Here is an 11569-nt window from a genome sequence, read left to right on the forward strand (position 1 = left end):
CTTATGTTTAAAATATTCAATTTTTGTACACATTTTCCCTACGAAGAACAGATTTTAATGTCATAATAATAATTCTACAATCTAAAAGAAATGAAACATGTTCCGCATAGTAAACATCATTTCTATACCGTTCCTCTAGTGTAGCACTGTTCCGTTTTAAGGCTTGATTATATCCAGTAATACCCGGTCTAACACCAAATTTTTTTCTTATAAAATCCGTATAAGTATTTTCATTACCCATCGGGCTAGGTCTTGGACCAACAAAACTCATATCCCCCAAAAGTACGTTAAATATTTGAGGAAGTTCATCGATACTTGTTTTTCTCAAAAATCCACCGATCTTGGTTAATCGAACATCTTTTTCAGAATTAAAAGTAGTACCATCAGCATTCCTTACATCAGGAGCATTCATTTTCATACTCCTAAACTTAAACATTTTAAATTTTTTCATATTACATCCATAGCGTTCTGCATTATAAAAAACATCACCATGATCTTCTAATTTTATAAACAAAGCCACCGGGATTATTAATATCAAAATAAAAGGAATCAACATCAAAGATATTATAATATCTATAAGACGCTTAATTACATTTTTATACATCTAATCTATTCGATTTTTCAATTCATACAAAGCTTCTTTCATTGTTTTAGGCTTAAAGCCTAAAAAACTAACATAGCGATGAGTATCCATAAAAGAGGAGTCAATATTTTCATCTATATCCTCTTGATAATCTATTGAATTAGTATTTTCAAATACTGAATTTACCGTATTTGCAATTGACAAATTTGTATAAGCCTCTTGCATACCAACATTCAAAATGATTGATTCCTCTTTCTGCTTGATTGCACACAAAACAAAAGTCTCAGCCAAATCATCAACATAAATAAATTGACGTTTAGCTACACTCTTACCTTTCACTATCAATTGTTTTCCTTGATATGCAAATTCGATGAAATTATTCATCATGCCTTTACGCTTTTCCTCTAATCCCAAAACTTGAGCAATTCTCAAAATAGTATATCGGAATTTAAACTTACGGGTATAAAAAGCACAGAGATATTCACAAGATGCCTTTGATATCCCATAAAGAGTTTTAGGAGAAAGACTGATATCCTCTTGCCACGGTATTTTTGTTGTATCTGAATAAACTGCAATAGAAGAAGCAAAAACCAGATGCTTAATATTCAATTCATTCATTGCCAATAAAATATTTTCAGTAACAATCTCATTCACATGATAATCGGAAATCAAGCCTTGTGTACCTCTTGTAGCCGCTAAATGAATAATCACATCTACATTCTTCAATACTTTATTTAATGAATCTACTGAATAATCGGTCTTTACCCATCTTACTTTATTATAGAGTGTTCTATCATTTTGAACTCTTGACAACGCAAGAATATCTATCTCATCATAATCAGCAAGTTTTTCCAATACTTTTGAGCCTATAAATCCACCTGCTCCCGTAATAGCAATTCTCATTACCAAAAACTCCTTTATAGACTATGGATAAAATACCCCACCTTGTCAAAACGTCCATTTACCGGACGTATATTATCACCTGTCGCATAATAGAAAAAACTGTCCTCCGAATCTTTGGGTATCAAGAAAGCAGATTGATCCATTATTGTTTTTGGCTTTTGGCAAAAGAAAACCAACTCCATCGGTTTAATATCCGAATTCAAACATTTTAGTTCTGAAATATCATCATATAGCAGATGCTCAAATACTAACTTCATCAAATTAACCCCTGTAGATCTAGCCAATAAATTCCACATATGACATCCATCCAAACGTGGTGTCATTTCTATGATGTACGGATGACCGTTCATTACTTTCATCTGGAAATAAACCGGACCATTCAATATTCCAATCCGATTACAAGCATCTTCTACGATTCTTTTTATTTTAGAATTAGCTGTATTACAAACGGCTTTACTTGGAACAATATGTTTATGTATCAACCCGGTATATTCCGGCCAAGTATCCCGATCCGAAACAATTAAGAATCGCATTACTCCGTTGACCATATAACCGTTAACTGAAACCTCTGGCCCTTCGATGTACTTTTCAACAATAACTTTTCCCTCTCTAGAATATTTAACCACATCTTGAAAATGAGACTCAAATTCAGATTGTGAACGAATTAAAAAAATACCTCTTTGCCCTTGCGCATCTGATGGTTTTAAAATAGCAGGATATTGAATTGCTATTTTATCTATAGAATCTAACACTTGAAAAGGTATATTTCCTTCACATTCCAATGTTAGTCTCTCACGCATCAAGTTCTTATGATTACAAACATTCGCTGCATAAGAAGAAACAAAATGAGGTAATCCAAGTCTCTCACTCAATCGACATGCTACAGGCATCGCTAAGTCTGATCCTGTTGAATAGACCACATCAATTTTATTATCAACTATAAAAGTTGCTAATTTCTTCTCATCTAATATATTAATCAAATTAAAATGATCTGATAAATCCGCAGCAGGTCCATCTTTAGCCATTGCACATGTGAATGTCTCACATCCCATTTTTTTTAATTGGCTAACTGCATCCATTTGTACTGCCGCAACTCCCAATATTAGAACTTTCTTTCCCATCATTTTTATTAGTAGATCTCATTTTAAACATTCCTTCACACACTCAATCACATAATCCACATCTTCATCAGACAAGCAGGTATGAAGCGGCAATGTCACAACATTTTTAAATTGCTTATAAGCATTTGGATAGTCCTCTATCTTGAACCCCAATTTCTTATAGCCTGTGTGCATAGGAAGCGGTTTATAATGTACATTGGTCGCAACTCCTAATCCGGCCATTTTCTCTATAAATTTGTTCCGTTGTTCGGCATCTTTGTCATTCAGATTTATAATATATAAATGTCCAGAAGAGACAATATCTGAAGTATAATGCGTTACCACCGTAATAGGTAGCCCCTTCAATCCTTTATTATAACGGTCTATAATTTCTTTTCGACGGGACAAAATCTCATCATACCTTTTTATTTGTCCTAGACCTATGCCCGCACAGACATCTGTCATATTACATTTATACCATGGCCCAATAATATCATACTCCCACGCTCCCAACTTCGTTTTTGCCAAAGCGTCTTTACTCTGACCATGAAGACTCAATAACATATATTGGTGATATAACTCATCATTATCTATCCCTTCAATATCTCTCCAAACAACCGCACCGCCTTCCGCTGTTGTTAGGTTTTTCACCGCATGAAATGAGAAATTCGTAAAATCGGCGACAGAACCTATTGGGAATTTTTTATATGAGGCTCCAAAAGAATGAGCACCATCAGCCATAACAATCACTCGATTCAAGGCTTTTTGAATCGGGTTATCATTTGGATGGAATAAATTCTTTTTCCGTTCTACTATATCGAAAATCGTATCATAGCCACAAGGAATACCAAACAAATCCACCGGGATTATAGCTTTTGTTCTCTCGGTTATCGCCGCTTCTAATTTCTCATAATCCATCGTGAACTTTCCATGCTCACAATCTATCATGACCAATCTTGCCCCCACATGCTCTACCACACTTGCGGTAGCTGTATAAGTATAGGCTGGAACAATAACCTCATCACCGATTCCTATACCTAATATACGCAAAGTTATCTCAGCACATGCCGTATTTGAATTCAAACAAACAGCTTTTGAGGTATGACAACGTTCTGCTACCAGCTGTTCTAATTTTTTAGTTTTAGGTCCGGTAGTTATCCAACCGGACTTCAAAGCATCAACAACTTCACTGATCTCTGCCTCTGTTATATCAGGGGGACTAAATAATACGTGTCTCATGACTCTTTATAAATTTCCTTATTATTTCTTTTTCTTATTCTCCGCCTCAAAACCATACCCATAGCCGTATCCATAACCATAATGTTTACCATAGCCATAACCGTATTTCTTACCATAACCGTAACCATAGGTGTTCTTACGTTTGCTCAGGTCGATTCCATTGATCACTACCGCCAACTTGTCAAATTTATGCTCGTCCCTAAGAACATTAATGTAGCAGAAAGCGGCTTTCGGGGTCACGTCCGCACGGCAGACATAAACACACATGTCGGCCACACGGCTTATTATGGCCGTATCAGTTACCATACCGATCGGGGCTGTATCCAGCAACACGTAGTCATAACGGGATTTCAATTGCTCTATCGCCTTCTCCAAGGTATCACGGGCTACCAGTTCCGTCGGGTTCGGGGGAATCGTTCCTCCTAAAAGGATATCCAGGTTCGGACTGATGCCGGAAGGCTGCACAAGATCAAAAAGAGCCTTATCCTCCGGATCCATCAGATAATTAGATATTCCTTCCTGCCTTTTCGATAAATCGAAGACCTTATTCAAGCCCGGCTTACGGATGTCCATACCAACCACTACCACCTTCTTTCCCAAATAAGCCAAGCTGACAGCGAGATTTCCAGTCACGAAAGACTTACCTTCTCCGGGCTGCGTAGAAGAGAAAAGTATGACCTTTTGATCTTTCCGGAGCATAAAGAGCAGATTGGTCCGCAAACCTCGGAAGGTCTCCTCCATCATGTCGTTCTTATTCTCGCGCACCACGATCGCTCCCTTATCGGAGGATTTATGACCACACAAGGGCAATTCGCCCAAAATCGGAACATTCGTCAATTGCTCCACATCGCCACGATTCTCGATCTTATATTTCAATAATTCCACGACAAAGATGATTCCCACCGGAATAAACAGGCCCACCACAAACGCAGCCAATAAAAACACGAGCTTCTTGGGAGCCACAGGATCCTTCCCGGGTAATGGTTCCTCTACAATACGACCATTATTAGCCGTGGCTGCCAATGTGATCGCATTTTCCTCCCGCTTCTGCAACAGCATGATATATAAAGTCGCCTTGATTTCTTGCTGGCGAGAAATAGTCATGAACTCTTTCTCTTGCTTTGGAGCATCACTAATCCGGCTCTCAAATTTACTAGCCTGACGCTCAATATCTTTCTGGGCGATTTGTAGTCCTCGCAAGACACTATTCACGGTTGTCTCGACATTACGTCTCATCGCCTCAACGCCGGTGTTCATGTTTATCACCGCCGGGTTATTTTCCGAAGAGGTACGTAATAAACGTTTACGCTCGATGATCATCGTGTTATATTGTTCAATCACCCTAGTGAGGTTTTGATCCTGTAACCCTACGTTTGCAGGAATTATCTCTTCCTTGTTGACCGGATCGTTGATATAGGTACGCAGAAATTGAACCAAGCTGATCTGTGTAGCGTTCTCCGTACGTTGCTGCTCATACTTGGAACTCTCTTGTAAGGCTAGACGGGCATCACTTGTCAAATCCGTCAGACCGGATCGTTGCTTGAAATCCGCCAACTCGCTCTCCGCCGTACCCAACTCATGGTTAATTATACCGATACGCTCCTCTATGAACTCAGCGGTTTTCTGAGCTACCTCATTCTTCTCATCGTTCGCGTCTTGATTATAGAACGCAACCAAACGATTCACGAAATCCACGCCTCGCTCCTTTACTGTATTGTTCACGCTGATCTTCGCTATCGTCGTGGTCTGGGAAGAGGCGGTCACGCTCAAGTCTTTCATATAATCCTCGGCGGTCTCCGTCGGCGTATTTATGGTAACACGTAAAGCGATTTCCTCTTCTTCCATATACAAGGTATCGCCTCGCGTAAAGCTTAAAACACCCACAGGTGTTGGTAACACCGCCGGCAATTGATCAAATGCCTGTTCTATCTCTTGCTCTTCCTTATCTTGCACATATTCAGCCTTAACAGACAATTTTCCTGTTTTTGTAAATGTAAGATCCAGCTTAATCGGCTCCTCCAATTTATCGGCCTCTTCCGGTGTCATATAAATCCGCACCGGACTATTCTTATAAAGAGGCATCGCATAACCGAACGCTCGCTTTTCCGCTACACGAACATATAAATTCAGGTCGTTCACGACTTTTTTTATCAATGTACGGGATTTCAATATCTCCACCTCGTTATCAAAATTATTTGTCATGGAAAACATTCCCAAATCTTGAATGGCCGCCAACGGATTGTTGCCCGAACCGCTTCGCTTATCCTCCTCCTTTATCAACACGGAACTGGAAATGTTATATACAGGCGTTTGATAACGAAGAAACAGGTAAGTAGCGATGCAACATATCAATATACTAGCAACAAACCAACGCCAATAAAAAAGGTATTTGAATAAAAGAGCGACCAAATCAATCTCTTGTTCCTCGTTCTCTATCCCAGTGTTATTAATTATCCGTTCGTCTATCATCTCTCTTAATTTTCAATTCTCAATTTTCAATTTTCAATTACTTAAGTATGTTTACCAACAGGCCGGCAATAGATACCAGAATCGAGAGTGAGCTTACCCAAAGGGTCGTGCTGTTACCGATATCGGAGTTCTTAGCCTTCGTCTTGTTCGGGGTCACGTAAATAATATCGTTTTGCTTCAGGTAATAATACGGGGAAGTCACGACTTCGGCATTATTCAAATTCAAGTTAATGATCTCACGCTTACCGTTCACGTCCTCACGGATCAGCTTGACGTTATCACGGACACCGTAAATCGTCATATCGCCTGCCATCGCCAAAGCCTCCAGAACGTTCACCTTCTCGTTGCCGATCGTGAAGCTACCCGGACGGGCCACCTCACCCAACACGGAGATCTTGTAATTAGCCATACGGACCGTAACGATCGGGGATTCCTTCAAATAAGGTTTCAAACGCTCACGAATCAAGTCCTCCGCCTCGTTCTTGGTGAGACCACCCACTTCCAAGCGACCGATAACAGGGAAATCGATCTCTCCTTTATTATTCACCAAGTATTGCTGCATGGTCGGTTGTGTGGTCGTACTGATATTTGTCAAAGCCGCATTGATTGGAGTCTGTACCGTCAAGTTGAATGGAGTCGCAGCCTTCGGGTCTGTCGTATTGACCGTGATGCTCAACAAGTCTTTTGGCATGATCTTGGCGTCATACAACGGAAGGGTCTCCTCAAAATCGTTCACTGCCTCTGGGTTTTGGAGGTATGGTACGTTCTTGTAAGAAGTACAACTCGCTACCAATAGAGGTAGAGCTAATAAAAGTAGTAATCTTTTGATTTTCATATTATTTTGTTATCTTTTTTTTTATTTCTTAGAACACAGAATGATATGGATTTAGCGAAACAAACGAGAGAAAAGGCCTTTCGGTTTCTCCGGTTCGTATTCCGACTCGTATTTCCGCATTAAATCCTCATAGGAAAGTCTTTTACTCACCATCTCGTAAATCATACCCCAGTCCGGGAGACCACCAAGATTACGGTCATCAATAAAAATATCGGCCTTCAGCTTACGGGAGAAATGGTTATTCAGGCTTTTCTCTTCCTCCGGGTAATCTCGGTTCACGGCGTAAAACTCCAAGCCCCGCTCTCGGCAAAAGGTGACAGCCTCATCCAAAAGCTTACCCTCTCGCACACTCCATAAGATCAGCTTGTGGTGTTCTGTTTGTAACTTTCTCAATGTCTCGAAAGCGAAAGGGATCTCCTTCCCTATCGCCGGATATTTATGCTCAACGATTGTTCCGTCAAAATCTACTGCGATAATCATTTATAATTCAGATTTATAACTACCAACTAAATTGCTAATTCACTCCGTCCAATCTCGTGAATTGAGAGTTTTGGCTCTTGAACTCGGGGACGAAGGATTTCATCTCTCTCACCATAGGAAGAATGTGTACATGAAGGGATAATTCAGCTAATAGATCAATGTGCTCTACCACATCCTTGTAGGCGTACTCTCGGACTGCTGCCACACGAATCTTCTCATGAGGGGTTTCCTTCGTATTCTCCTTGTTGCTCAATAGTTCCTCATATAATTTCTCACCGGGACGAAGACCTGTGTATTTAATCTCTATGTCTTTATCCACCTGCAAACCAGAAAGCTCGATCATACGCTTCGCTAAGTCAGCGATCTTGACCGGCTCACCCATATCAAAGATGAAAATCTCGCCGCCCTTGCCCATCGTACCGGCTTCCAACACCAAACGGCAGGCTTCGGGGATTGTCATGAAGTAGCGGATGATATCGGGATGGGTTACCGTAACTGGGCCTCCTTTGGCGATCTGATCGCGAAAACGAGGTATCACGGAGCCATTACTTCCTAATACATTACCGAAACGGGTCGTGATAAACTTAGTGTTTCCCGCTAGAGCCCCCTTACTGATCGCCACACTCAAGCTCTGCACATATATCTCAGCGAGGCGCTTGCTACATCCCATGATATTCGTTGGATTAACGGCCTTATCCGTACTGATCATCACGAATTTCTCTACACCATAGCTTACGGCGGCATCCGCTATCACTCGGGTACCAAACACGTTGGTACGAACAGCCTCGCAAGGGTTCTCTTCCATCAAGGGGACGTGCTTATAAGCTGCCGCATGGAATACTACCTGGGGATGCCAATTGCGGAATACGTAATCTACACGGTCCGGATTCCGGACATCGCCTATGATAGGTACAAAATCCAGTTCCTTATACTTCTCCTCCAATTCCAGGCGTAAGTCATGCATCGGAGTCTCGGCGGCATCAAGGCAGATCAGTTTCTTGATCGGGAAATGCGCCAGCTGGCGGCAGATCTCGCTACCAATGCTACCGGCCGCTCCCGTAACAAGGATCGTCTTATCTTTCAATAAGAGACCGATCTCGCCCAGATTTATACTGATCTCCTCACGACCCAGCAAGTCCTCAATACGGATCTCACGGACTGAACGCTTCATTCCGCCCTCATGGACCTCCTCCATATCAGGAACCACGAGAGGCTTCAAGGAGGCCTGCTCGCAATAATGAATCAAACGATCACGTTCTCGTCGGACGGTCTTTATATTCGGGAAAAGGATACCATCCAAGTTATTTCTGGGGATCAGACGCAACAAGTCATCAATGTCCTCGATCTGGTAAACGGGAAGTTCCGCTATGCGAAGGTTCTTTTTAGCGCTACCAAACGTCAAGAAGCCGATGATGCTATAATTTTGCATGAATACTTGCCGGTTGGGTGATGTGGCTATCATCACGCTATCCTCATCCATACCGAACACCAGTACACGCTTGCGCTTTTTTCCAAGTTGGGACAACACGCTATTATATACATTAATCACAAATACACGTAAGGTGATCAGCAGAACAATCGTCAACATACAATCGGTTATCCCTCCCACCCAATATATAGAGGAATTGAAATCCGCCCTCAAAAGATGAAGCAGTATGAACATGAGGATGGATTTTGTGATGGCGACACCACCAATCCTCCATAGTCCACGTAGCGTGGAATGACGGATCACCCCGTGATAAACCTTGAACGTAAGAAAAGAAAGGATACTGGCCACAAAGGAAGCTATTCCTACCTTTAATACACTAATCCCGCTTATGTATACATGCATGATGGACAATAATCCCAGCACTCCTATCAAAGATACACATAGGGAAATGAAAAGATCCGCACAAAAAATGATCCAGCGGTTGATATACCGCAAATTTACCAGACGCCCCAGCGCTAAACGCCAGCGATTATAACGATATTTCACCTTTTCCATATTTGTTTTATTCATATCTATCTAACTATAATAATAAGCGACCGAACCTCTCAAGTGGTTGGAGTGGTATAAGCTAAAGCAAGAGTCTAGTCTATCGGTTAAAGAAAAAGGGACTCTCCTCGCTACTAGAGATAGCTGACCTCTTGATCGATATCGGCCGCCTAATTCTCATTTTCTAATTGCGACCTAGCGATAATATATTCTTGATTGGAGGCTCTCTTGAACCTCAGAAGTATCTTTAATCAATCTCCATGTCACGATCCATGGACGTGGTTTTTACTTCCGGCATCGGAAAATACCTCACCTCTTCCTTATGCCACTCCTTGTAACCGTCAAGCGTACGAGTAGGGACGGATAACCGACCGTAGTCATTGCCTTCGCGATGGAAAAGATGGTTACGTGTATAGGAACGTAACTCGCCATCTGTCCAAGAGACCATCACGATTGGAAACGGGTACGTGGTGAGGCTTAACGGGGTCACTAAGGTACGGGAAGATATTTGGCGTAACAGGTAAGCTGATTTCTCGAACGCCACCCAATACGGACCCGTACAGTAAAGATGGATGAAGGCACGATTATCCGCCTCTCGCTTAAGAATCTCTTTCAAATGGTTTCCTAACAACGAGATAAGGCGTACTCCGGATCTATCCTCTTTTTTACCGTAGTGCGTATCCATCTATGTGTATCATAATAGCTCTAGCAGGTCACGGGTGATATTTACTTTGGCACATCCCAGTAGATCTACACGGATCACAAAGTTAAGATTGCCATCCTCCACTTCCAGCACGTTACCTTCTAGACCATGCAACTTACCGCCGTTAATGCGTACCCTCGCTCCAAGAGGCAGCGGACGGGGATCGATAATGACAGGCTCTTCGGAATCGTCCAGCATCCTACGGAGTTTCACCATCTGCTCATCCGGAATGAAGGCTACGGGGCGTATGCCTCCAGACCGTTCGCCAGCTATGTTTACCATGAAACGTTTGATATAAGGAAGATGAACGATCTCCTTCCTACGCAAGACATCGGTGCAACGGATGAATACAATGGAACGGAAGACGATCCGGTCTACTTGCTTACGCTTGCCGCTTGGCAGAAGACACATCTCTTTTTGGGAGGCTATATAAACCTCATAGTCCTTCTCGCCTTCCGGCTGACTGGCTATGCGCTTTTCCAGCTTGTCACGGCATAGTTTCTCGGACTTGTTGTTGACGATAGCGATGTACCAATGTTTCTGATCAGATTTTCGCCGTAACGGGTTTTCAGGAATGGTTCTTTCAACGCCTACGGCGTCGATACCCTCATGAGGTACCGAATTTACAACCGTTTTTACAACATTCGCTCGCATCTCGTTGATTGCTTAAAAGAGATAGTTTGATATATGCACCATAACCCTTTTTCGCCATGTGAGAAATTAGGCTACTTAGTGAGTAGCGCAAAAGGTGGGAGAATGGTTATTACTCAGTTGTAGAGACGGAGCATGCTCCGTCTCCCACCGTCTGACAGTAATTTAAAACATCTTTTAGAGGGGATGAGACGGGGTATACCCATCTCTACAAGAATGTATGTTCGATTTTAGGGGGGGACGTGATGATTTCGGAAATACGAGGCCATTTCGTCTCTATTGCCATGTCTATACATCAGAAATAAGAACGAAGATTTAACGAGAATCCAACTGGAAACACAAACAAACCCTAATGATTGCTTGTTTTTTGTTATTTTTTACTACATTTGCGGCGTGAAACAAACGCTACTCACTAAGTAGCCTCATCCCACTTTCGACACATAATTATAGACACAACCAAAGCAAGTGCTATTCACCTCTGTCATTTTTTCTAAAGAGAAACTTCTCAGATAAATCTGGGTGGTCTTGATAGACTTATGCCCCAATAATTCACTGATCATTTCTATAGGGACATTTTGCTCTTTCAATGCCATGGCAAAGGAATGGCGGATCGTATAAGTAATATTTAGAA

Annotated in this window: 11 protein-coding genes; all 11 read right to left on the reverse strand. The window is 41.7% G+C overall.

What is annotated here, in order from left to right:
- Positions 1-16: 16 nt before the first annotated feature.
- The 11 genes from ACYIA1_RS08485 to ACYIA1_RS08535 all read right to left on the reverse strand — a co-directional run bounded on the left by ACYIA1_RS08485 (position 17) and on the right by ACYIA1_RS08535 (position 11498).
- Positions 17-604 carry a sugar transferase gene (locus ACYIA1_RS08485; RefSeq protein ID WP_005865226.1) on the reverse strand — a complete coding sequence of 196 codons (588 nt, stop codon included), beginning with the start codon at positions 602-604 and terminating at the stop codon, positions 17-19.
- Positions 605-1486 (reverse strand): NAD-dependent epimerase/dehydratase family protein, encoded by an 882-nt coding sequence (locus ACYIA1_RS08490; RefSeq protein ID WP_005865224.1) that lies wholly within the window; start codon positions 1484-1486, stop codon positions 605-607. It abuts the gene before it with no gap.
- A gap of 14 nt (positions 1487-1500) precedes the next feature.
- Positions 1501-2607, reverse strand: coding sequence for an ATP-grasp domain-containing protein (locus ACYIA1_RS08495; protein ID WP_480335003.1), 1107 nt, complete (start codon positions 2605-2607; stop codon positions 1501-1503).
- An 18-nt stretch (positions 2608-2625) separates the two neighbouring features.
- The gene (locus ACYIA1_RS08500) at positions 2626-3825 is read right to left on the reverse strand and encodes a DegT/DnrJ/EryC1/StrS family aminotransferase (RefSeq protein WP_005865220.1); all 1200 of its coding nucleotides are present in this window, start codon (positions 3823-3825) and stop codon (positions 2626-2628) included.
- 21 nt (positions 3826-3846) lie between these two features.
- Positions 3847-6294 (reverse strand): GumC family protein, encoded by a 2448-nt coding sequence (locus ACYIA1_RS08505; RefSeq protein ID WP_057327102.1) that lies wholly within the window; start codon positions 6292-6294, stop codon positions 3847-3849.
- Positions 6295-6331: 37 nt separating this feature from the next.
- The gene (locus ACYIA1_RS08510; RefSeq protein WP_005855491.1) at positions 6332-7129 is read right to left on the reverse strand and encodes a polysaccharide biosynthesis/export family protein; all 798 of its coding nucleotides are present in this window, start codon (positions 7127-7129) and stop codon (positions 6332-6334) included.
- Between the two features lie 51 nt (positions 7130-7180).
- Entirely contained in the window at positions 7181-7609 is a 429-nt protein-coding gene (locus ACYIA1_RS08515; RefSeq protein WP_048927731.1) for a BT0820 family HAD-type phosphatase, read from the reverse strand.
- Between the two features lie 34 nt (positions 7610-7643).
- The gene (locus ACYIA1_RS08520) at positions 7644-9593 is read right to left on the reverse strand and encodes a polysaccharide biosynthesis protein (protein ID WP_036613982.1); all 1950 of its coding nucleotides are present in this window, start codon (positions 9591-9593) and stop codon (positions 7644-7646) included.
- 238 nt (positions 9594-9831) lie between these two features.
- Positions 9832-10269, reverse strand: a complete 438-nt coding sequence (locus tag ACYIA1_RS08525) for a hypothetical protein (RefSeq protein ID WP_048927730.1) — start codon at positions 10267-10269, stop codon at positions 9832-9834.
- Between the two features lie 9 nt (positions 10270-10278).
- Positions 10279-10941 (reverse strand): transcription termination/antitermination NusG family protein, encoded by a 663-nt coding sequence (locus ACYIA1_RS08530; RefSeq protein ID WP_005865210.1) that lies wholly within the window; start codon positions 10939-10941, stop codon positions 10279-10281.
- Between the two features lie 419 nt (positions 10942-11360).
- Positions 11361-11498 carry a hypothetical protein gene (locus ACYIA1_RS08535; RefSeq protein ID WP_480335007.1) on the reverse strand — a complete coding sequence of 46 codons (138 nt, stop codon included), beginning with the start codon at positions 11496-11498 and terminating at the stop codon, positions 11361-11363.
- Positions 11499-11569 lie beyond the last annotated feature (71 nt).

The sequence above is a fragment of the Parabacteroides sp. KHUB-02 genome (assembly GCF_056640955.1).

What these genes read in the sequence shown, in the direction of transcription:
- ACYIA1_RS08485 (WP_005865226.1), bottom strand. Translation starts at nt 604, where the DNA reads ATGTATAAAAATGTAATTAAGCGTCTTATAGATATTATAATATCTTTG.
- ACYIA1_RS08490 (WP_005865224.1), bottom strand. Translation starts at nt 1,486, where the DNA reads ATGAGAATTGCTATTACGGGAGCAGGTGGATTTATAGGCTCAAAAGTA.
- ACYIA1_RS08495 (WP_480335003.1), bottom strand. Translation starts at nt 2,607, where the DNA reads ATGGGAAAGAAAGTTCTAATATTGGGAGTTGCGGCAGTACAAATGGAT.
- ACYIA1_RS08500 (WP_005865220.1), bottom strand. Translation starts at nt 3,825, where the DNA reads ATGAGACACGTATTATTTAGTCCCCCTGATATAACAGAGGCAGAGATC.
- ACYIA1_RS08505 (WP_057327102.1), bottom strand. Translation starts at nt 6,294, where the DNA reads ATGATAGACGAACGGATAATTAATAACACTGGGATAGAGAACGAGGAA.
- ACYIA1_RS08510 (WP_005855491.1), bottom strand. Translation starts at nt 7,129, where the DNA reads ATGAAAATCAAAAGATTACTACTTTTATTAGCTCTACCTCTATTGGTA.
- ACYIA1_RS08515 (WP_048927731.1), bottom strand. Translation starts at nt 7,609, where the DNA reads ATGATTATCGCAGTAGATTTTGACGGAACAATCGTTGAGCATAAATAT.
- ACYIA1_RS08520 (WP_036613982.1), bottom strand. Translation starts at nt 9,593, where the DNA reads ATGGAAAAGGTGAAATATCGTTATAATCGCTGGCGTTTAGCGCTGGGG.
- ACYIA1_RS08525 (WP_048927730.1), bottom strand. Translation starts at nt 10,269, where the DNA reads ATGGATACGCACTACGGTAAAAAAGAGGATAGATCCGGAGTACGCCTT.
- ACYIA1_RS08530 (WP_005865210.1), bottom strand. Translation starts at nt 10,941, where the DNA reads ATGCGAGCGAATGTTGTAAAAACGGTTGTAAATTCGGTACCTCATGAG.
- ACYIA1_RS08535 (WP_480335007.1), bottom strand. Translation starts at nt 11,498, where the DNA reads ATGATCAGTGAATTATTGGGGCATAAGTCTATCAAGACCACCCAGATT.